This is a genomic window from Homoserinimonas sedimenticola, assembly GCF_026094475.1.
In the GTDB taxonomy this organism is placed as follows: domain Bacteria; phylum Actinomycetota; class Actinomycetes; order Actinomycetales; family Microbacteriaceae; genus Homoserinimonas; species Homoserinimonas sedimenticola.
The window spans coordinates 418,680-439,926 of sequence record NZ_JAPELL010000001.1; the positions used below are offsets into that span (position 1 = coordinate 418,680).

Here is a 21,247-nt window from a genome sequence, read left to right on the forward strand (position 1 = left end):
GTCGCTTAGAGCATCTCCAGGTTTCGGTTCAGCTCGTAGGGGGTGACCTGCGAGCGGTACTCGCGCCACTCCTGACGCTTGTTACGCAGTACGAAATTGAAGACCTGCTCCCCGAGCGTCTCGGCAACGAGCTCCGAGTCCTCCATGAGGGACACGGCGTGGTCGAGGCTGGCAGGCAGGGAGCTGTAGCCCATGGCTCGGCGCTCCGAGTCCGTCATCTGCCAGACGTTGTCCTCGGCCTCGGGCTGGAGCTCGTACTCCCCCTCGATGCCCTTGAGACCCGCCGCGAGCAGAAGCGCAAAGGAAAGGTACGGGTTGGAGGCCGAGTCGATGCCTCGGTATTCCACACGGGCACTCTGTCCCTTGTTGGGCTTGTAGAGCGGCACGCGGACGAGCGCCGATCGGTTGTTGTGCCCCCAGGTGATGAAGCTCGGCGCCTCGTCGCCTCCCCACAGTCGCTTGTAGGAATTGACGAACTGGTTCGTCACCGCAGTGATCTCGGGGGCGTGCGTGAGGAGCCCCGCGATGAACTGTCGGCCCGTCTTCGACAGCTGGTACTGACCGCCGGCTTCGTAGAAGGCGTTCGAGTCCCCCTCGAAGAGCGACATGTGGGTGTGCATTCCTGAGCCAGGGAACTCCGAGAAGGGCTTGGGCATGAACGTCGCGTAGACGCCCTGCTCGATCGCGACCTCCTTGATGACGGTGCGGAAGGTCATGATGTTGTCAGCCGTCGTGAGCGCGTCCGCGTAGCGAAGGTCGATCTCATTCTGCCCGGGCCCCGCCTCGTGGTGACTGAACTCGACCGAGATACCGAGGTCCTCGAGCATCCGCACGGAACGCCGACGGAAGTCGTGCGCAGTGCCGCCGGGTACGTTGTCGAAGTAGCCTGCCGAGTCAACCGGCTCGGGCCCCTCGACGCCGAACTTGGAGCTCTTGAGCAGGTAGAACTCGATCTCGGGATGCGTGTAGAAGGTGAATCCCGCATCCGCGGCCTTGGCGAGCGTGCGCTTGAGCACGTTGCGCGGGTCGGCGATTGCTGGCTGCCCGTCGGGCGTCATGATGTCACAGAACATGCGCGCTGTCGGGTCGATCTCACCCCGCCAGGGCAGAATCTGGAATGTGGCGGGATCCGGGTGCGCGAGCACGTCTGCCTCATAGGAGCGGGTGAGCCCCTCGATAGCGGAGCCGTCGAAGCCCAGGCCCTCCGCAAAGGCCCCCTCCACCTCTGCCGGTGCGATGGCGACCGACTTGAGAGTGCCGACCACATCCGTGAACCACAGGCGGATGAACTTGATACCGCGCTCCTCGATGGTACGAAGTACGAAGTCCCGCTGCTTGTCCATGTGCCCCTCGTGGTCTCGACTGAATCGACCCCTGAGCAGGTCGATGATGCGCTATTAGGCTACTGGCTATGGGACGACTTCGCTTGGCACTCGCGCAGACAAACCCCGTGCTGGGAGACCTACAGGGCAACAGCGACCAAGTGGTCGAGGCCGCTAGGCGGGCGAGGGCCAAGGGTGCCGAAGTGCTCGTGACCGGGGAGATGGTGCTCACGGGCTACCCGATCGAAGATCTCGCCTCCCGCCCCAGCTTCCTCGCCGCAGCGACGGATGCAGTGCGGATCCTGGCCAAGCGCCTCCAGGACGAGGGCCTCGGCGACCTCGTCGTGATCGTCGGGCACCCCGACGGCCCCCATGAGCCGCGCCTTCTGGGCACCAGCAGCGCTCCCACGGCGATCGCCCGGAACGCCGCAAGCGTGCTTCACCACGGCCACATCAAGGCGACCTACGCGAAGCACCACCTGCCCAACTACTCGGTCTTCGACGAATACCGCATCTTCATCCCGGGAGACGAGCTTCTCGTCGTGCGGCTGAACGGGATCGACGTGGCCGTGGTCATCTGCGAGGACCTCTGGCGCGATGGGGGCCCTGTCGGGCGCGTGCTCGAAGCGGATGCCGGCATCCTCGTCGTGTTGAACGGTTCGCCCTTCGAACGAGACAAGGACGAGGTGCGGCTACCCCTCGTGACCCGGCGCGCGGTCGAGACCGACACCGTGGTCGCGTATGTCAACCTCGTGGGCGGGCAGGACGATCTCGTCTTCGACGGTGACAGCGTCGTGGTCGACGGCAGCGGCACGATCCTCGCTCGGGCTCCCCAGTTCGAGGAGCATCTGCTGGTACTCGACGTCGACGCCGCCGACGCGACGGACACCCCCCTGCCTGCCAACGTGCACCGCATCGAACTCACCACGACGAGCACGGTGCAGACGCCCCTCGAGAAGGATGTCGCCGAACTCCCCGACGACCGTGAGCAGCTGTGGAATGCCCTCGTGCTGGGCCTTCGCGACTACGTGCGCAAGAACGGGTTCCGCAGCGTCGTGCTCGGCCTCTCGGGCGGCATCGACTCGGCGGTATGTGCCGCGCTCGCGGTTGACGCGCTCGGGCCTGACACCGTGCACGGCGTCTCGATGCCCAGCCAGTGGTCGTCCGAGCACTCGCGCTCAGACGCCGACGATCTGGCGGAGCGGACGGGCATCCACTTTCAGACTCAGGCGATCGCGGACCTCGTCGACCCCATCGAGAACCAGCTCGCGCTCGACGGCATCGCGGCGGAGAACCTCCAGGCGCGCATCCGGGCCGTCATTCTCATGGGCCTCTCAAACATGCACGGTCACCTCGTCCTGACGACTGGAAACAAAACTGAGCTCGCGGTCGGTTACTCGACGATGTACGGCGACTCCGTGGGAGGCTTTGCCCCCATCAAGGACGTGCCGAAGCTTCTCGTCTGGGAGCTCGCGAAGTGGCGGAACGAGTTCGCCGCCGCGCGAGGCGAGAGTCCCCCGATCCCCGAGAACTCGATCCTCAAGCCTCCCTCCGCGGAGCTGAAGCCCGGCCAGGTGGACCAGGACTCGCTGCCGCCCTACGAGATCCTTGACGGCATCCTCGAGGCCTACGTGACTCAGAAGCTCGGCGCGGCCGATGTCGTTGCCCTCGGCTTCGATGCCGCGACCGTCGAAGAGGTCACGACGCTCGTCGACCGGGCAGAGTGGAAGCGCCGACAGGGTGCGATCGGGCCCAAGATCTCCGGCATGGCATTCGGACGTGATCGGCGTCTTCCGGTGACCTATCGGCCCAGTCGCGCCGAGTAACCGGGGACGGCAGGCTCGGCACGGTCTAGAGTTGCAGCATGAGCGAATCCAATGGTGCTTCTGCCCAGCCTCCTGTCAAGCGCGTGCGCACCCGCCACTTCCAAGCGGCCAAGGAGAGCGGCATCCGCATCACGGGGCTCACCAGCTATGACTACCTCACCGCGCGGATCTTCGACCAGGCGGGCATCGACTTCCTCCTTGTGGGCGACTCCGCGGGAAACACGGTGTTCGGCTACGACACGACGCTCCCTGTCACGATCGACGAACTGATCCCGCTCGCACGCGCCGTCGCAGTCGCCGCCAAGCGGGCCTTCGTCGTCGCGGACCTGCCGTTCGGCTCCTACGAGACGGGTCCAGACGAGGCCCTACACACGGCCTTCCGCTTCATGAAGGAGACCGGGGCGCACGCGGTCAAACTTGAGGGCGGGGAGCGCAGCGCCGAACAGATCCGTCGCATCGTCTCAGCGGGAATCCCCGTCATGGCACACATCGGGTTCACCCCGCAGAGCGAACACGGGCTGGGGGGACACATGATCCAGGGCCGAGGCGACCAGGTGAAGCAACTGCTCGCGGATGCTCACGCCGTGCAGGACGCCGGTGCATTCGCCGTCGTGCTCGAGATGGTGCCCGCTGACTCGGCGGCACTCGTTACCAAGGAGCTTCGCATCCCCACGATCGGCGTCGGAGCCGGCCCCGATGTCGACGGCCAGTTGCTTGTCTGGACGGACTGGGCGGGCCTTGCGGAGGGCCGAATCCCCCGCTTCGTCAAGAAGTACGCCGATCTGCGCGGCACCCTGATGGACGCGGCAACAACCTTTCGCAGCGACGTCGACGCAGGAACATACCCGGGCCCCGAGCACTCCTACGAGTGACCGCGCCCGTACTCACTCCCTCCAAAGGACCACCATGCAGCACACAGCACTCACCCCTGCCCTCCGCGACGTCTACGACCGTGCCGTACTCCGCAGCCCTGGCGAGCTCGAGTTCCATCAGGCTATGAGCGAGGTGCTGGAGTCCATCGCCCCCGTCGTGGAGCGGCACCCCGAGTATCTGGAGAGTGGGGTTGTCGAGCTCCTCGTGGAGCCCGAACGCCAGATCATGTTCCGGGTACCGTGGACCGACGACAGCGGCAACGTGCACGTGAGCCGTGGTTTCCGGGTGCAGTACAACTCTGCCCTCGGTCCCTATAAGGGCGGGCTACGCTTCCACCCCAGCGTGAACCTCAGCATCATCAAGTTCCTCGGTTTTGAGCAGGTCTTCAAGAACGCACTCACCGGGCAGGGTATCGGTGGCGCGAAGGGTGGAGCGGACTTCGATCCTCACGGGCGTTCCGACGGAGAGATCATGCGCTTCTGCCAGAGCTTCATGACGGAGCTCTATCGCCACCTCGGTGAGCACACCGATGTGCCCGCCGGCGACATCGGGGTGGGTGCACGCGAGATCGGCTTCCTCTTCGGTCAGTACCGACGGCTGACGAACCGTCACGAGTCGGGCATGTTCACCGGCAAGGGCGTCCTCTGGGGAGGTGCCCAGGTGCGCACGGAGGCGACCGGATACGGCGCGGTTTTCTTCATGGACGAGATGCTCGCGATGAAGGGCGACCGCATTGAGGGCAAGACCGCTCTCGTCTCCGGATCAGGCAACGTCGCGATCTATGCCATCGAGAAAATCAATCAGCTTGGCGGGCGCGCGATTACGGCCTCAGACTCAAGCGGGTACATCGTGGACGAAGCAGGCATCGACCTGGACCTGCTCAAGCAGATCAAGGAAGTTGAGCGAGCAAGGATCTCGGCATACGCCGAGCGTCGTCCCGGGGCACGCTACGTCGAGCGCGGCCGGGTCTGGGACGTGCCTGCACAGCTGGCATTCCCGTCGGCCACCCAGAACGAACTGAACGTCGATGACGCCCGTACCCTCATCGCCAATGGTGTGCTCGCCGTCTCAGAGGGCGCCAATATGCCGACGACGCCGGATGCCGTCGCTCTCCTTCAGGAGGCAGGCGTGTTGTTCGCGCCCGGCAAGGCAGCCAACGCGGGAGGAGTCGCGACGTCGGCACTCGAGATGAGCCAGAACGCTGCTCGACAGCGCTGGGACTTCTCGACGAGCGAGGACCGGCTCCGCTCAATCATGGGCGATGTGCACCGCGCAGCGTACGAGGCGGCCGAACACTACGGTGCGCCGGGCAACTACGTCGTCGGGGCAAATGCGAGTGGGTTCCGCCGGGTCGCTGACGCGATGATCGCGCAGGGACTCATCTGACGAAACGTCCTAGCGCTCGTCGCGGCCTTCTTCCTCGGCCCAGCGGCGAGAACGCTCCGCGATGATCTCGGGTGCGCGGAGGGCCTCTTCGCGTGAACTGAAAGGTCCGGCCCTGTCGATCGCGGGCGATTGCATGCCCTCCTCGACCTCACCGGTTCTCGTGTTGTACCACCACTCGGACATGACACCTCCGACTCTCGATCTAAGATCGATCCTATGCCCAAGGACTCCCGCGGCCACCTGATTCCCGGCGCCATCTCTCCCATACGCCCCGTCCCCACCACGATCGAGCGCCCGGAATATGTGGGCAAGGCGGCGCCCGCCAAGCACACGGGTGGCGATGTCTACACGTCGGAGCAGATCGAACTCATCCGAGAATCGGGGCGCATCGCAGCATCCGCGATCGATCGTGTCGGCGATGCCATCCGCCCCGGCGTCACGACCGAGGAGCTCGATCGGATCGGTCACGAGGCCGTCGTCGACGCGGGTGCCTACCCTTCATGCCTCGGCTATCGCGGCTTTCCCAAGGCCGTCTGCACCTCCGTCAATGAGGTGATCTGCCACGGCATCCCCGACGACACCGTCCTCGCCGAGGGTGACATCGTGAACATCGACATCACGGCCTACAAGAACGGCTTCCACGGTGACACCAATCGCACGTTCATCGTCGGCGAGGCGCGCCCGGAGGTCGCCGACCTGGTGACGCGCACGGAGGAGGCTCTGCGGCGGGGAATCAAGGCCGTCGCTCCGGGGCGCCAGGTCAACATCATCGGGCGTGCCATCGAATCGTATGCGCGGCGCTTTGGCTATGGAGTCGTGCGTGACTTCACGGGCCACGGTGTGGGTGCCGCCTTCCATTCTGGGCTCATCATCCCGCACTACGACTCCGCGCCCCAGTTCGACACCGTCATGGAGGTCGGGATGGTCTTCACGATCGAGCCCATGCTGACACTCGGCACACACGAGTGGGACATGTGGAGCGACGATTGGACGGTGACCACGAAGGACAAGAGCATCACGGCCCAGTTCGAGCACACCATCGTCGTGACGGAGCGCGGCGCAGAAGTGCTGACCCTCTCCTGATCGAAGGGAAGCGACATGAGCACGGCAGTAGGCATCGACATCGGTGGGACGGGCATCAAAGGCGCGCTCGTCGACCTTGATTCCGGGACGCTGATCACCGACAGGCGCAAGATCTCGACGCCCGAGGGCGGCGAACCCGGCCCCATCATCGACGCGGTGGTGGAGATGATGTCGGGCTTCGAGGAGATCGACGACGACACCCCGGTCGGCGTGTGCTTTCCCGCAGTAGTCCGGCACGGGCGCACGATGTCGGCTGCGAATGTGAGCGACGAATGGATCGGTGTCGAGGCGGAAAAGCGATTCGAAGATGCCCTGGGCCGCGACATCCACTTCGTCAATGACGCGGATGCTGCCGGTATCGCCGAGGCGCGCTATGGAGCCGCGCGAGGCACTGACGGCCTGGTCATCATGACGACGCTGGGGACGGGAATCGGCACGGCACTGATCAACAACGGCATCCTCGTGCCGAACGCCGAACTGGGCCATCTCGAGATCGACGGCGTGGACTGGGAGACCGTGGCCTCAAACGGTGCCCGGGAGCGTGAGGAACTCGACTGGGAGACGTGGGCGGAGCGGCTCCAACGTTTCTACCGTCGGCTCGAAAGCCTCTTCAGTCCGGAACTCTTCGTCGTCGGAGGAGGAGTTTCGAAGAACCATGAGCAGTTCCTCCCCCTTCTCGACCTTGAGACACGGATCGTGCCCGCCGAGCTCAAGAACAACGCGGGCCTGATGGGTGCGGCACGCCTCGCCCGGCCCGAAGAGACGCAGCGCCCCGCCTGAGCTACTCGCCGATGATGATGGGGGTGCCCAGCGGAAGGATGCCCGCGAGTTCGGTGATGTCTGCGTTCGAGAGACGAATGCAGCCGTGACTCGCCGCTGTGCCAATACTGGCAGCGTCATCCGTTCCGTGCACGCCGATCTGCCCGGAACCTCCCCCGAAGTCGTTCAGGACTTCCGAATAGGCGCTCAGACCGTAGGCATACGGCCCATAACCGGCGTTAGTGGGCGCCATCAGCTCGGTAAGGAAAAAGGTGCCGAGAGGAGTGGGCGTACCTCCTGTGCCCGTCGCGACCTGAAACTGCCTCGCAAGCTTCCCCTCCTCGTACAGCTCCATCACGTTCCTGCCAACTGACACCTCAAGACGAAACGGCATCTCGAACACATTCACTGCCCGAGTCATGATCCACCCCGAGGCACCGTTAGGTCTGGAAGGAACATAGACCTCAAGCCAATCGCCCTCGTGCCCCTTGACGAGGAAGTTCAGCGGTGCGCCGGACTCCTGAGGGTGAGAAAAGGTATGGGTGACCGCTCCGCCCGGCGAGGCGTGCACCGACACCGCTGGCACCACTGCCTCCGCCGCATAGTATTTGTCCGCCTCAAACGGGGCTGGCTCGGCCGAGGGCGACTCGGCCGCCCCGATCGGTGCGTCGGCCTCGGCGGAAACCTCGACTTCATGGTCCGAAGGCTCAGCGGCGCAGCCAGCCAAGGTCAGCGCGGTGGCGACGAGAACCGCGCAAGCGCCTCTGGAAAGGGAGCGGGGCATCAGGGATTCTCCTCTCAACGAGACCTCTGAGAGCGAGCGAGGGCCGACATCGGTCGACCCTCGCTCCTCATGTGACCTGTACTCAGTAGCCAGCCCTAGCCGGTGTATGTCACCATTCCCGGGATCGCCTGCGGCACGCTCGCGCCGCCGGGCGTCACCGTGACAACGGTGGTCATACCGCAGGCCGCTACCGCAGCAGCGAACTGCTCTTCCAGGGCCGCGAGCTCCGCCTCGAGGTTGTTCGAGTCGGTCTCGGCAAAGGCCACGACAGCGAGGCGGGCCGCGTCGACCTCTGCCTCCGCGGCAAGAATCGCGTCCGCGTTGGAAACGAGGGCGAGCGTCTCCCGCGCGGCGACGACGCGTGTAGCCGCTGACACAAGGTCGGCTTCTGCCACAACGACGGCCTCCGCAGCGATAGCGGCTTCAGCTTCCGCAGCCTCCAGCTCAGCCTGCAGAGGGATGAGCGCCGCTTCAGCCGTGGCGAGCACGTCGGCCGCATCGACGACGAGGCTCTCGGCGGCATCCAACTCGAGCTCAGCGTTCATGACGGCCACTTCCGCGCCAGCACGAGCAGCGACAGCGGCCTCCGCCGCGAGCTCCGCATCCGCGAGTGCAGCCTCGGCGTTGGCCAGTTCAACGTGCGCGGTCGCCTCGGCCTCCACCGCTGCTGCAAGCGTCTCCTGCGCGATCGCCAACAACGCGTCCGCGTCTGACTGTGCGATCACGGCGGCGTCCAGCTCGGCCTCTGCATCCTCGATCGCGTACGGGTCACCGGAGTCGATCGCGGCGGCGAGAGCCGCTTCAGCATCCGCGACATCTGCTGCGGCCGCGGCTGCAGAGGACTCGAGCGCGGGAATGGCGGCCTGTGCTGCGGCAAGGGCGGCCTCGGCGTCCACAACACCCTCCTCCGCGACCGACACCGCCACAGCGGCAACGGCGACCGCATCAGCCGTGGTCACGACGGCAGCCTCAGCGGCGGCCAGGTCTGCCTGAGCGGTGATGAGCGCATCAGCTGCTGCTGCCGCCTCCGCCTCGGCTGCAGCCAGCGCCTCTGCCGCTTCGACAACGTCAGCTTCGGCTTCAGTCAGCAGCGCAGCTACGGAGCCGACCTGCACATCGGCATCCGCTGCAATGGCGATGGCAGCGCCCAGCGCGGCCTCGGCGTCGGCCTCCACTTCGAGGGCCGCCTCCAGCGCGGCCTCCGCCTCGGCAACAGCAGCATCGCCGACTGCGGCGAGGAGGGCATCGAGGTACTCCTGAGCCTCAAGCAGCTCCGTAAGAGCCGACTCCACCTGGACCGCCGTATCGGTGTCGATCGCCATCGAGGCCAGCGCGGCCCGGAAGTCCGATTCCGCTGCAAGGCACGCCGGGTCCCCGGGCGCGGCAGCCGCGGGCGCCGCGGCGACGAAGACTCCGCCGGAAACGAGTGCAGCCGATCCCGCCATTGCGAGCACCTGCTTGCGCTTCTGATTGGGCATGAACTCTCCATTCCATTCGAATCGCCTGTTCGACACCGACTCGTGCTCGGTCGAAGGGCGATGAGCATGTCGAAGCTCGGCTGACTGCCGGCTCCGTTCCCCCATCGCTCGTCAGGGTGCGCTGACTTTTGCCGCGCAGCAAGGGCGACCTCTGCCCTGAGCCCGGCCTGAGAACGGACGCCTTGTTGAGGGTGCACACCGGTGGTAGCTTCACAAGGTTCGAGGCTCGGAGCGCTCGGTCGCCATTCTGACCCCTGTCGAGAAGAGGAGCCGTGCTAGCCGGTCATGCTGCCCCCTGAACGGGGGTCACCTGAGGCCGAAGCTGAGAAACGGCCCACAATGCAGAGGGGATTGCCAGCGCTTGCCCAGAAAGACGAATGGGTCGGCTGATACGCCGGGTTCTGTTCACACCCTGAGGTGCTGGACGGTCATCTATCTCGGGACTGCGTTGCCACAGCCCTCCAGCGGTCTACCCGGAAGCTGGGCGAGCAACCCGTGACGCTTCCTGTCTGACCTTGCTCCGGACGAGGTTTACCCAGCCGACCCGATCACTCGGGTCGCTGGTGGTCTCTTACACCACCGTTTCACCCTTACCGCGGTCGCGCCCGAAGGCGTAGCACCGTGGCGGTCTGCTTTCTGTTGCACTTTCTCGCGGGTTACCCCGGGTGGGCGTTACCCACCGTCCTGCTCTGTGGAGCCCGGACGTTCCTCGGCGCCAGCGCCTCCGAGAAGGCGCGGGCGACGCGACCGTCTTGCCGACCCATTCGCTCCCGCAAGTCTACGGTGCGGAGACCCTCACAGACCCGATTCGGCAGTACGAACGAGTATTGCCTCGGAGTCGGGACACATGACGACGTCGTCGGGAGCGGCCGCCCTTATCGACGCCATGTCGCTCTCTGTGAGGCGCACACCACTGGCGGAGGTAACCCCGCCGCGCAGATGCGATGCGCCAATGCCGTAGCGGGAGCGCTGTCGCTCATAGAGCGCGAGCAGGTCCTCGGGAATCGTGGCCGCGACGGATGCTCGGTGCGCTTCAGCACTCGAACGCTCCTGTGCCAGCGCGCTGAGCGAGGCATCCCTCTCTCGCTCGACGTCGGTGATCGTCTCGCGCACGGAGTCGAGGAGGGCACCCGTCTCCTCGGCTGTCGCCTCGAGGCCCTCCAGTCGCTCCATGACCCCGAGCTGGATCTCCTCCAGGTCGTCGCGACGCTTGCGCAGAGACGCGATCTCATGCTCGAGCCCCGCGACATCCTTGACCGAGGACGAGCCGGCGAGCCGCTCGGCGTCCCGCGCCATGCGTGCCTCGACGACCGCGACATCAGCCTCGACGCGCGACAGCTCGAGCCGGGCATCCTCGACCGCGCCCATCTCGACGAGGAGCTGCTGCCGGAGGTCCTCTGCCTGCTGACCAAGCTCGGCGAGACGCGCCGTCTCCGGCAGCTTCTTCGCCTGATGAGCGAGCTGCTGAAGCCGGGTATCGCTCGCCTGCAGCGTGAGGAGCGCCTCTTGCGATTCGGGGCTGGCTTTCAGTGCCATTGGGTGTCGCTTTCTATCGAGTGTCTTCGGATGCCGCGTGCCGGTCACTGCACAATGAGGAAGTCCCACGGGTCGGTGCGCAATTCGCTCACGGTGACCGTCACACCTGGGAGGGCGGAACGCAGCTCCTCCCCGGCCGTCTCAAGCCACAACCATTCCGCGGACCAGTGGGAGACATCGATGAGCGCGGGTCCACGCCCCAGGAGGGCAGCCTCGCGTGCCTCCGACGCGGGGTGGTGGCGCAGGTCGGAGGTGAGGTAGACGTCCGCGCCGGTCACGGTCGGGTGTCCCAGGAGGGAATCGCCCGCTCCCGCACACAACGCGACCCGCGAAACCGCGCGGTCGTAGTCTCCGGCCACGCGGATTCCTCCGGCCGTGGGAGGCAGGATGTCACTGAGAGCGCGAGCCAAGCGGCCGAGACTCGTCGGCTCGCGAAGGGTTCCGACCCGACCGAGTCCGCGGGACGGGGACTCCCCTGCGACGATCGGCGCAGCATCCGCAAGTCCGATGCGCGAGGCCAGAACGGCAGAGGTGCCCGTCTCTACGACGTCGGCATTGGTGTGGGCGGCGAGGAGAGCGGTGCCGCCCCGGATGAGTCGGGACACGACTGCCCCCTTGTAGCGGTCCTCGGCGACGGAAGTCACGCCTCGCAGCAGTAGCGGATGGTGCACCAGCAGCATGTCGGCGCTCGCCTCGACCGCTTCGTCGACCGTGTCGAGGACGGCGTCGACTGCAAGATGGATGCGACGCACCTCGGCGTCGGGATCTCCCGCGACAAGCCCCACGGCGTCCCAGCCCTCGGCGCCGGAGGCGGGCCACAGCGACTCCACGGCTGCCGCTACGTCGGCGACGGTTGTTGGCATCCTGCAAGTCTAGCGAGGAGCGTGCAGCGGAGTCAGCGCGTCGCCGCCTCCTGGCGCCGGACCCGGGCCACGCCGAACAGGAGCGGTGCAGACAGCCCCACGGTCAGGGCAAGCAGGACTCCGAGATCGCTTGAGGCGAGCGGATCTGTCGCCTCGACCCCGAGCGGCGCCCACAGAAAGCCCTGCCAGGAGAAGCCGGGCAGGGTCCCCGCGGCGAAGCCGAAGCCGACGGCGCTTGCCACGACGAGCGCCGCGATGTTCGCCCAGTTGACATCACCATAGGTACTGCGTCGCCGCATGAGAGCTGCCCCGTCAAAGCGCTCGTGCCGGATCATCAGGTCGCTCGCAAAGATGCCCGCCCAGGCGGCCACCGGCACGGCGATCATCGTGGCGGCATCAGTAAACAGGATGCGGGGCTCGCCCTCGATCGCGAGAAGGCCTGCCGCTCCCGCGGCGACCAGCACTGCCACGATAACGACCCCAGCAGGACGTGGGGCGGCTAGGCCGGCCGACTGCAACGCGAAGGCGCCTGAGTAGAGCGTGAGCGTAAGCCCGCAAAGCAGGCTGAGCACGAGCGCAGCGATGAGTGGCAGCGGATACCAAGAGGGAAGAAGGGTGCCGAGAGCCCCGATCGGGTCGACCACCAGCTGATCACGAAGCACCGGATCGGATGCCGCGAGCAACACGCCATAGCCGATCAGCACGATCGCCGGAAGAGCAGCGCCCGCCATCGTGAAGACGATGGACCCCGTGCCCGAACCCGTCGGTCGCTGGTAACGTGCGACCTCGGCAGCGCTGTTGGCCCACGCGAGCCCCACGACGCTGAAGACGAGGACGGCTCCCGCCACGACGGTTGCCCAAGAACCGTCGCCAAGGAACAGCGCCGCTGCGAAGTCAACCCGCGGGGCTGACAGGGCGACGAGACCCGCAACAAGCACGGCGCTCAGGATGCCGAGTACCGCGGCGACGCGAGTCAGCAGTGCATATCCAAAGAGCGCGACGAGCGTGGAGATTGCCAGAGCTGCCGCGATCGCCGCGAGCATGACCCAGGATGACTCAATGCCAGACGCGATGCCGACACCCGACGTGATGCCCACACCGAGCACCGCGAGGATGACCGCTCCCCAGAAGACGCGCGTCAGAACCGCGAGGATCGCGGGTAGCAGGTTACCCACGACTCCGAATGCGGCACGAGAGACCACCATGGTCGGTTGCCCGCTCCACTTGCCCGCCAAGGTAGCGAGCCCGAGCGGCAGCAGAGAGAGCGCAACGCCGGCGAGTACGGCGACGAGAGCTTGCCGCGCGCTGACCCCGAGCCCCAGCACTATTGCGCCCACGGCGAAGCTGATGACAGAGGAATTGACGGCGAACCACTGCCAGAACATGCGGGCCGCCCTTCCCGCGCGAAACTCGAGCAGTGTCGGCTCGCCATTGTTGGCCTCCAAGGAGAAGGCGCGCTGCCTCATGACAGCCTCCTCCGCGATGACAGGAGTGTCGTCGTGGATCACAGGTGCGGGCGGTGGGACGGATGCCGCGACGGGCACGCCTTCGACGGAAACACGTTCATCGCGAGTTGACTCGGGCCACACAATGCGCGCCCAATCCGTCTCGTCGATACTCTCTGCATCAGCGAGCCGGTCGTCGACTTCCAGGTCGGCGCTATCCGTCGCGTCTGCCGGCACAGTCGTGTACCCCGTGGGCGTGTGAGGGGCCGTCGGAGTGTCAGCCGCAGTCGCGAACGAGGTGAGCGGGGGCCCCGCTGCGGCCTCAAGCTCAGACTCAGGCTCAGGGGCTGGACCGTTCCATAGCTCGGGCGAGGGCGCGGGCGCGGGCGCGGGCGCAGCCTCGGGCTGGAGCTGCAATTCAGCCTCGGGCTCTGGCTGAGCGCCACTTTCGGCCTCTGGCTCTGGCTCTGGCTCTGGCTCTGGCTCTGGCTCTGGCTCTGGCTGAGCGTCAGCCTCAGCGAAGGGGACCGTGAACCGATCCCCGACTCGCGCCCGCACGCGATCAATCGCGGTGAAGGCCTCATCGGTGCCGATGGCGCGCAAGGCACGCTCCCACGATTCGAACTCGCGCGCATCCTCCTGGCGGAGCTGCATCTGCACCTCGAGTTCCGCCAAGGCGCCCGCGACGCCGATCCGCGCTGTAGTGCGGTTGAGGACAGTCGCGAGGGAGTCGTCGTCGAGCGAGCGAAGGCGGGGAGGTTCAGGCAGCGCTGCGCCGGGCGGCGGCACCGCGACGCTGCCGGGAATCGGAGGTGGTGCGGCTCGGAGGAGGGAACTCAGCGGAACCTGCGCCGGCTCATTCGAGGGCGGGACCGGCGGTTCCACGAGGGGCGGTGGCGCCAGCGATTGCTGCTCAATGACTGGCGGTGGCGCGGGCTCCTCAATGACTGGCGGTGATGCGGGCTGCTCGACGACCGGCGATGAGACCGGCTGCTCGACGACCGGCGATGAGACCGGCTGCTCGACATCGGGCAAGGGGACCGGATACTCGACAACCGGCGACAACAACCGAGGATGCTCTTCACTCGCAGCATCCGCAACGGGCTCGACCTCAGGCTCAGGAAGCAGAGCCAGATCACGCCACTGCTCGGCTCCCGGCTCATATCGCGGCGGCTCCGAGGGCAGGTAGGCGGTTTCAGGGGCCTCTGATTCCTGCGGGACCGGTGCTGAGGAGGGGAGGAACTCCGTCGGCTCCCAACGCGCTCCGACGCCCAACTCCTCAGCTTCTGGCTCCGCAGCGACTGGCCTCTGGACGACCGGCAGCTCAGCGACAGGGGCCCCGCTGAATGGCTCCTCAACAGGAGAGGGTTCCAATACCTCGACGCCTACGGCGCGCTCGCTCGAGCTCGGCTCCGACACCGATTCGCTGTCGGCCATGAGGGCGGAGAAGAGGTCGTCCGCCGAGTAGGCGGTCTCGCTGCTTCGAGGAGTGATGATGGGCAACGACGACGTCACCGCCGCCACCTCGGCCGCGAGAGCATCCGCCAACGCATCGTCGTCGAGTCGGTCAGTCTCGCGGTTCTCGGGGACGTCACGCCACGTCGAGCGGCGCCGCAGATCCTCGGCAGCCTCGGGATTGGCGTCGTCCATGGGCAAATACTAGCGGGCAGCGCGCCCCAGCAGGAGGAAGGCTCGCATTCGCCCCCTGTCCGGAGTCGGAGGGCGCTGCTACCGTGCTTGCTACCTCCCTCAGTAGACGGAATCGAGGAGCCATGACCGCGAGCAAACCCGTCGTCCACCGGCCACGCGAGGAGTGGACGGGCCAGGTCGGATTCATCCTGGCCGCAATCGGTTCTGCGGTGGGTCTTGGCAACATCTGGCGATTCCCCGGAGTGGCCTACGAGAACGGTGGCGGAGCGTTCCTCATCCCGTATCTGGTCGCGCTTCTGACGGCGGGCATCCCCATCCTCTTCCTCGACTACGCAATCGGGCACCGCTTCCGGGGGTCCGCCCCGACCGCCTTCCGCAGGCTGGGAGGCGAACGCGCACGCTGGCTCGAGTCGCTCGGCTGGTTCCAGGTAGCGATCGCCTTCGTGATCGGGCTGTACTACACAGCCGTCATCGCGTGGGCGCTGAGCTACTTCGTCTTCTCTTTCGACCTGCGCTGGGGCGATGACCCCGCCGCGTTCTTCACGGGCGAATACCTCAGCACAGGGTCGCCTGGTATCAGCCTCGAGTTCGTTCCGGGTGTCCTCATCCCGCTCGCCCTCGTCTGGGTCGCCACCATAATCGTGCTCGCGGCGGGCGTCGCGAAGGGCCTCCAGCGCGTCAACGTGGTCTTCCTGCCCGTGCTGATCGTCGCGTTCCTGATCCTTGTTGTGCGCGCGCTTCTCCTCGAGGGGGCCAGCTCGGGTCTCGACGCCCTCTTCACGCCGGATTGGTCAGCCCTCGCCAACCCTGACGTCTGGATCGCGGCCTACAGCCAGATCTTCTTCTCGCTGTCGATCGCCTTCGGCATCATGATCACCTACGCCTCATATCGGCGCCGGCGGTCGAACCTGACGGGCCCGGGACTCGTCGTCGCCTTCGCCAACTCGTCTTTCGAGATCCTCGCGGGCATCGGCGTGTTCGCGACGATCGGATTCTTCGCCGTCCAACAGGGAGTGAGCGTCGCTGAGGTCGAAGGTCTCACCGGCGTCGGGCTCTCCTTCATGACCTTCCCCGCGATCGTCTCGCAGATGCCGGGCGGCGCCATCTTCGGATGCCTCTTCTTCGGTTCCCTCGCGATGGCCGGCTTCACCTCGCTCATCTCGGTGCTGCAGGTCGTGACGGCCGCAGTTCAGGAGAAGTTCGACCTGGGGCGCCGCGCCGCCGCGCTCAGCGTCGGCGGCATCTCCGCAGTGCTCTCCATCCTGCTCTTCTCGACCACGACAGGCCTCCTCGCCCTCGACGTAACCGACCAGTGGGCCAACAACGTGGGCGTCGTCGCCTCCGCAGTGCTCGTCACAATCCTTGTGGTCTGGGTGCTGCGCCGAGCTGCTGAGCTCCGCGGCCACCTCAACGCCGTCTCCACCTTCCAGCTCGGCTCCATCTGGGTCGCCCTCGTCGGGGTGGTGGCTCCCGTCGTGCTCGGATACATGCTCGTGCAGCGGATCATCTCACTCGCTATCGACGGTTACAGCGACATGCCTGGCTGGTATCTGCTCCTCTTCGGCTGGGGCACGATCGCCTTCATTCTTGTCGCGGCCGTCGTCCTGGCGCTGCTGCCGTGGCGGCGCTCCCCCGACGAGTTCATACCCTGGCCGCCTCGCGCCCTCGACACTCCCCCGTCACGTCGAAAGGAGGCCTCGCGATGAGCACTCTCGCGATCGTATTCCTCGTGCTGTCGATCCTGATCGTCTGGGGTGGCCTGAGCGCGAGCATCCTCTATCTGCGCTCGCACCCTGAACGAGCCGACTATCCTCCGGGCGGCGACGAGCACTACACGCCCCGGTGACGCGACGACGCGACAGAAGGGGCGACCGAGTGACCCCGGTCGCCCCTGACTGTGGCAATCTTCCGATCAGCGATCGGCAGCTCCGCGAAGGAGCTTCAGTCCCGCCAGCACCACGGGAGCCATAAGCGGCACAAATGCGAGGGCGGCGAGTGCGCCCAGGTTGAACATCGGCACGATGAAGGCCAACAGCGGCAGAGGCGCGATCCACCAGCTCACGACACGCGCACGGGCGAGGCCGAGCGTGAGGGCGGGGATGCCGAGGATCGTGAAGACCTGAGCGGAGATGAGCCAGCCGACGACGCTCAGCTCCTTGGCGGCACCGTCAAGAGCGAGGGCCTGTTCCATCTCGAGCGTGTTGCCCGCGGCGATGAGGAACCAGTCCGACAGGAGCAGTCCCGACATCTGGACGGACCCGAATGCCACGAGCACTGCGGCCAGCGATACCCAGATGCGTCCGCGCCGCCCCACGAGGCCGATGAGCCCCATGACGCCGAGGGCAAGTGCGACCCAGGAGTAGTGCAGCAGGTTCGCCGAGAGGATGCTCGCGGCCGGGTCGGCGGCAAGGGAGGCGATGTAGCCGGCGCCACCCTCCTCGGTCTGGGGCGGCGAGAACACCATCCCGGCCGCGAAGAGCACGGGGAAGGCGGTGAGGGCGGCTCCCGCGAAGCGGAAGAGGCCGCGCGGGATCTGGCGCTCGGCGGCGTCGCTCGGCGTCTCGGCGCGGGTGGCAGGAGCGAAGAGGTCGGTCATTGAAGTTCCTTTCGGGGGGTCGTGTTGTCGATGACTCGACTCTCCCGTCTCGACGACCCGGGCGAACAGGGCACCGCGTCCCGATCCCGGTCCCGACTTTTCGCCCCGAATCGTTCCCGGCCTGCGCCCGCCCTGTCCCGTGCAGGCGGGACTCCGTCAGGAGCGCCCCAGTCCCGACTCCCGCGCGCGCACGATTGCTTCGGCACGATCGGCGACCTGCAGCTTGGCAAAGATGTTCGAGGTGTTGTTGCGCACCGTCTTGGGTGCAAGGAACAGCGCTTGCGCGATCTGGGCGTTGGATCGACCTGCCGCGAGGAGGTTCAGGATCTCGCGCTCCCGCGCCGTCAGCTGAGGAAAGGCCTCCTCGGGCACGTTCCACGGCGGCCCCGAGGTGAAGAACTCGCCGACACGCCGGGCGACGGATGCCCCGAAAACGAGCCCGCCCGAGGCGACCATCTCGATCGCCTGGCTGATCTCCGACTGTGCCGCACCCTTGAGCAGGTAGCCGCGCGCCCCGGCGCGCATGGCCGCGAAGACTGTCTCGTCATCGTCAGACATCGTCAGCACGAGAACCGCGATGTGCGGATGCCGCGCGAGGATGTCGCGCGTTGCAGAGATGCCATCGCGGCCGGGCATTTGCACGTCCATAACCACGACATCTGGCTGATGAGCGTCGACGCTTTCCACCGCAGCGCTACCGTCCGAGGCGGTGGCGACAACCCTCATGCCGTCAAGCGATGACAGGAGCATGGCCAGGCCCTCCCGGTAGACCGGGTGGTCATCGACCACGATCACGTCGACCGGCTCAGTGCCGTGCACGAGTGTCCTCCTTGTCTGCGGCACTGGCCGCGCCCTGATCGATAGCCGCCTCGGAGAAGTCGAGGCGGCGCAAGGGCAGCCGCGCGTGCACGCGAGTGCCGGGACGGTCAGCTCCCTGCTCGACCGCCTCGAACGCGACACTGCCGCCGAGTTCCGCAGCCCTCGCCCGCAGAGAGACAAGCCCCACGCCTGCGACGGCCTGCGACGCCATGCCGACCCCGTCGTCGTCAACCTCGATAATGAGGTCATTGTCCTGGGCTTTGATTCGAACGACAACGTGCTCGCCGCCCGAGTGGCGGCTCGCGTTCGTCATAGCTTCTGAGGCGATGCGGTAGGCGGCGACCTCGAGTGCCGCGCTGAGCGGAGGGAGTTCCTCCGCCTGCAGGGTGATGTGGAGTCCGCCTCCCGTCAGACGCTCCGCCTGTTGCTCGATCGCGCGCACGAGGCCCAGGTCGTCGAGTGCGGGCGGTCGTAGGTCGTGGACGAGACGGCGGATCTCTGCGACCACCTCACTGGACTCCTCGATCGCTGCGTCCAGTGCCGCGAGGGACTGCTCTGGCTGTCGTTCTATCAGGTTGCGCGAGGTCTCGAGTCGTAGGCGGATTCCTCCCAGCAACGGGCCCAGCCCGTCGTGTAGTTCGCGCCGAAGACGTGAGCGTTCCTCCTCGCGCGCGGAGACCAGATCCACGCGGATGCCCTGCAGTTCGCGGCTGAGCTCCGCGTTGAGCAGGGCCGCCGCCGCGAGACGCACGAGGTCGCTGAGCAGCGTCCTGTCGCGCGCTGAGAGAGCCGGCCGACGACCGGGCTGCATGCGAATGCGTCCGATCTCGCTGCCCTCGTGTGTCAGGGGAAGTGTGATGGCCGACGGGGTCGGAGCACCCGTCTGAGCCACCAGCGGCGGGCCCTCGGGACGTTCAAGTTCGACCCTCACGAAGCTGGATGCGAAGGCACGCGCGATACAGGCGGAGAGCTCATCCAGTCTCGTCTGCGTGTCGCCCGCGGCTTCAAGGCGATTTGCGAGCGTCGACAGGACCTCGTAGGGGTCGTCGCGTGACCCGTTGACCCAACGGGTCACGAGCCGGAACAGGCGATCGCGGAGGGGGGTGTAGACCGCGAGCACCGCCAACAGCGCGATGAGGAGCACGGCGCGGTCGTCGAAGAGCGATCCGACGAGCACGTACAGCGCGACATCCACCAGCACGACGCTTGCGAACAGCACGGCGTAGACGATCGTCCAGCTCAGGAGCCGGTCGATGGCGTAGAGCCCGTACCGCGCTACCGCGATGACGATCGCCGCACTGACGAAGGCGATTCCGAGGGCGAAGAGCACATCGCCCAACTCGGACGGCATGATCTGCGACATGAGCAGAAGGGCGACGAAGATGACGCCGGCGAAGATGAGCCAGCGCAACTGGGAGCGCTGTTCGGCGGAGGCTCCGCGGCGACGGCTGACGGTGACGGCAAGGGCCACGGCGGCTCCTGCGGCGGCACTCGGGAACGCAGCCGCCAGAATGACGCTCCAGAGCGCATCCGGAAGCGGGAGGGTTGGCAGGCCGGGGTCGAATCTCGCGAGCTGCTCAGCACGACCCGGCTCGTCCGCCGCAAGAACTTGCGCGGGCGCGAAGATGAAGGCGAAGGGCAGGATGCTGGCGAGAGCCAGGCTGAGGACTGCCGCGCCGCGCCATCCTCCTTTAGGCAACCGCCCATCTGGAAAGAGCAGCAGGATCAGCAGGATCGGTAGCAGTAGGATGGCGCCGAATCTCGCGTAGTACCAGAAGGCTGCGCGGGCCAGCGGCGTCACCTCATCGCCCGCGATCGCTACATTGAGGATTCCCGCCGCGACGCCGTCGAGCCCCCACAGGACGCCAAACCCAGTCAGGATCACGGCGATCGGGTGGCCGCCGAGACGCCACATCAGCAGGGCGCCGGGGAGCGCCATCGCGAGCCCTGGAATAGTGCCCGATGCGGCAGAACCCGTGCCATCGGCAGGATCGGCAGGAGCGAGCGCATCAAGCCTCAGCCCCGCGACAGTGCACGCTATGACGAGGATGACCGTGATGGCCGCGGCGGCGCGCCAAACAGTGAGGGCGGGCTGATCCCGCGCGATGCTCATCGCCCTATCGTGGCAGGCGAGGAGTCCCGGAGTCACGGGACTCATGTCCCGGATGTCTGACCGCTCCCGGCCCTGCGGGCGTGCCAGAGTTCGAACGGTGGGCCCTGCCGGGATCGAACCGACGACATCCACGGTGTAAACGTGGCGCTCTACCAGCTGAGCTAAAGGCCCATGCGCACTAGGTGCGCTGCTACATAGTACAGGGGGCAGTCATGCCAGGGCAGAGACCGCCTCGCGGTAGGCGGCAAGATCGCGTGCCTCCCCCGGCGCCGTCATGAAGGCACCACTGACCACGCCGTCGCCGCGGATGACGAAGGTCGCGCGTGTCGCAACGCCTCTCTCCTCCAGGAACACGCCGTACTCACGAGCAACCGCACCGTGAGGCCAGAAGTCCGCAAGAAGGGTGAACTCGAAACCCTCGCGCTCCGCGAAGGCGCGCAAGGTGGCCTTGCTATCCACGGAGATCGCGACCAGCTGGACGCCGGCGTCGTCGAACACCGCGAGGTTGTCGCGGAGCTCGCACAGTTCGCCGGTGCAGATGCCGGTGAAGGCGAGCGGGAAGAAGACGAGAGCAACAGGACCGCCTTCAAGGAGGGTCGCGAGTTCGATGTTCTCGCCGAACTGACTCTCCAGAGAGAAGCCGGGAGCCTTGTCACCGGGAGCGATGGGCATCCGGCTCATCCTTTCGACGGCATTGGTGAGGAACAGGTCCAA

The 21,247-nt window shown here is 66.5% G+C and carries 18 protein-coding genes, 1 tRNA gene and 1 other RNA gene; 7 read left to right on the forward strand and 13 right to left on the reverse strand.

All coding sequences use genetic code 11. The features are described 5' to 3' along the window. Nucleotides 1–5: 5 nt before the first annotated feature. Nucleotides 6–1,343: a glutamine synthetase family protein gene (locus OH146_RS01895; protein WP_265156830.1), complete on the reverse strand. Its 1,338-nt coding sequence runs from the start codon at nucleotides 1,341–1,343 to the stop codon at nucleotides 6–8. A 68-nt stretch (nucleotides 1,344–1,411) separates the two neighbouring features. Here OH146_RS01895 and OH146_RS01900 point away from each other — a divergent pair, with 68 nt between their 5' ends. The 3 genes from OH146_RS01900 to gdhA are packed head-to-tail and all read left to right on the forward strand — an operon-like array spanning nucleotide 1,412 to nucleotide 5,407. Next, nucleotides 1,412–3,148 (forward strand): NAD+ synthase, encoded by a 1,737-nt coding sequence (locus OH146_RS01900; RefSeq protein WP_265156832.1) that lies wholly within the window; start codon nucleotides 1,412–1,414, stop codon nucleotides 3,146–3,148. Between the two features lie 38 nt (nucleotides 3,149–3,186). Continuing rightward, the gene (panB, locus tag OH146_RS01905; RefSeq protein ID WP_265156834.1) at nucleotides 3,187–4,020 is read left to right on the forward strand and encodes a 3-methyl-2-oxobutanoate hydroxymethyltransferase; all 834 of its coding nucleotides are present in this window, start codon (nucleotides 3,187–3,189) and stop codon (nucleotides 4,018–4,020) included. A gap of 34 nt (nucleotides 4,021–4,054) precedes the next feature. Further along, nucleotides 4,055–5,407, forward strand: a complete 1,353-nt coding sequence (gdhA, locus tag OH146_RS01910) for an NADP-specific glutamate dehydrogenase (protein WP_265156836.1) — start codon at nucleotides 4,055–4,057, stop codon at nucleotides 5,405–5,407. Nucleotides 5,408–5,416: 9 nt separating this feature from the next. Here gdhA and OH146_RS01915 read toward each other — a convergent pair whose 3' ends face one another. After that, nucleotides 5,417–5,590: an SPOR domain-containing protein gene (locus OH146_RS01915; protein ID WP_265156838.1), complete on the reverse strand. Its 174-nt coding sequence runs from the start codon at nucleotides 5,588–5,590 to the stop codon at nucleotides 5,417–5,419. 33 nt (nucleotides 5,591–5,623) lie between these two features. Between OH146_RS01915 and map the strand changes: the two genes are divergently transcribed. Continuing rightward, nucleotides 5,624–6,490 (forward strand): type I methionyl aminopeptidase, encoded by an 867-nt coding sequence (gene map, locus OH146_RS01920; RefSeq protein ID WP_265156840.1) that lies wholly within the window; start codon nucleotides 5,624–5,626, stop codon nucleotides 6,488–6,490. 15 nt (nucleotides 6,491–6,505) lie between these two features. Further along, a complete protein-coding gene (ppgK, locus tag OH146_RS01925) occupies nucleotides 6,506–7,270 on the forward strand; it encodes a polyphosphate--glucose phosphotransferase (protein WP_265156842.1) in 765 nt (254 codons plus the stop codon). Nucleotide 7,271: 1 nt separating this feature from the next. On the opposite strand, the gene OH146_RS01930 is transcribed toward ppgK, so the two are convergent. The 6 genes from OH146_RS01930 to OH146_RS01955 all read right to left on the reverse strand — a co-directional run bounded on the left by OH146_RS01930 (nucleotide 7,272) and on the right by OH146_RS01955 (nucleotide 15,005). Then, the gene (locus OH146_RS01930) at nucleotides 7,272–8,033 is read right to left on the reverse strand and encodes a L,D-transpeptidase (RefSeq protein ID WP_265156844.1); all 762 of its coding nucleotides are present in this window, start codon (nucleotides 8,031–8,033) and stop codon (nucleotides 7,272–7,274) included. A gap of 95 nt (nucleotides 8,034–8,128) precedes the next feature. Further along, on the reverse strand, nucleotides 8,129–9,511 hold the full coding sequence (locus OH146_RS01935) for a hypothetical protein (protein WP_265156846.1): 1,383 nt from the start codon (nucleotides 9,509–9,511) through the stop codon (nucleotides 8,129–8,131). Between the two features lie 374 nt (nucleotides 9,512–9,885). After that, an RNA gene (gene rnpB, locus OH146_RS01940) (RNase P RNA component class A) lies at nucleotides 9,886–10,274 on the reverse strand. A 32-nt stretch (nucleotides 10,275–10,306) separates the two neighbouring features. Further along, on the reverse strand, nucleotides 10,307–11,047 hold the full coding sequence (locus tag OH146_RS01945) for a zinc ribbon domain-containing protein (RefSeq protein ID WP_265156848.1): 741 nt from the start codon (nucleotides 11,045–11,047) through the stop codon (nucleotides 10,307–10,309). A 44-nt stretch (nucleotides 11,048–11,091) separates the two neighbouring features. Continuing rightward, nucleotides 11,092–11,910 (reverse strand): Nif3-like dinuclear metal center hexameric protein, encoded by an 819-nt coding sequence (locus tag OH146_RS01950; RefSeq protein ID WP_265156850.1) that lies wholly within the window; start codon nucleotides 11,908–11,910, stop codon nucleotides 11,092–11,094. Between the two features lie 32 nt (nucleotides 11,911–11,942). After that, entirely contained in the window at nucleotides 11,943–15,005 is a 3,063-nt protein-coding gene (locus OH146_RS01955; RefSeq protein ID WP_265156852.1) for a purine-cytosine permease family protein, read from the reverse strand. A 122-nt stretch (nucleotides 15,006–15,127) separates the two neighbouring features. Between OH146_RS01955 and OH146_RS01960 the strand changes: the two genes are divergently transcribed. Together OH146_RS01960 and OH146_RS01965 are read left to right on the forward strand one after the other, a co-directional pair. Then, nucleotides 15,128–16,711, forward strand: coding sequence for a sodium-dependent transporter (locus OH146_RS01960; RefSeq protein WP_265156854.1), 1,584 nt, complete (start codon nucleotides 15,128–15,130; stop codon nucleotides 16,709–16,711). Further along, a complete protein-coding gene (locus OH146_RS01965) occupies nucleotides 16,708–16,851 on the forward strand; it encodes a methionine/alanine import family NSS transporter small subunit (RefSeq protein WP_265156856.1) in 144 nt (47 codons plus the stop codon). The genes OH146_RS01960 and OH146_RS01965 overlap by 4 nt, the downstream gene beginning before the upstream one ends. 66 nt (nucleotides 16,852–16,917) lie before the next feature. Here the strand turns inward: OH146_RS01965 and OH146_RS01970 are convergent, their stop codons facing one another. The 5 genes from OH146_RS01970 to OH146_RS01990 all read right to left on the reverse strand — a co-directional run bounded on the left by OH146_RS01970 (nucleotide 16,918) and on the right by OH146_RS01990 (nucleotide 21,205). After that, complete coding sequence (locus tag OH146_RS01970) at nucleotides 16,918–17,601, reverse strand: hypothetical protein (protein ID WP_265156858.1); 684 nt, start codon at nucleotides 17,599–17,601, stop codon at nucleotides 16,918–16,920. A gap of 156 nt (nucleotides 17,602–17,757) precedes the next feature. Continuing rightward, the gene (locus OH146_RS13850; protein ID WP_265156860.1) at nucleotides 17,758–18,420 is read right to left on the reverse strand and encodes a response regulator transcription factor; all 663 of its coding nucleotides are present in this window, start codon (nucleotides 18,418–18,420) and stop codon (nucleotides 17,758–17,760) included. Continuing rightward, on the reverse strand, nucleotides 18,407–20,533 hold the full coding sequence (locus OH146_RS01980; protein WP_265156862.1) for a sensor histidine kinase: 2,127 nt from the start codon (nucleotides 20,531–20,533) through the stop codon (nucleotides 18,407–18,409). The genes OH146_RS13850 and OH146_RS01980 overlap by 14 nt, the downstream gene beginning before the upstream one ends. Nucleotides 20,534–20,631: 98 nt before the next feature. Then, nucleotides 20,632–20,704 (reverse strand) — tRNA-Val (locus OH146_RS01985). A gap of 39 nt (nucleotides 20,705–20,743) precedes the next feature. Next, complete coding sequence (locus OH146_RS01990) at nucleotides 20,744–21,205, reverse strand: peroxiredoxin (RefSeq protein ID WP_265156864.1); 462 nt, start codon at nucleotides 21,203–21,205, stop codon at nucleotides 20,744–20,746. Nucleotides 21,206–21,247: the final 42 nt, after the last annotated feature.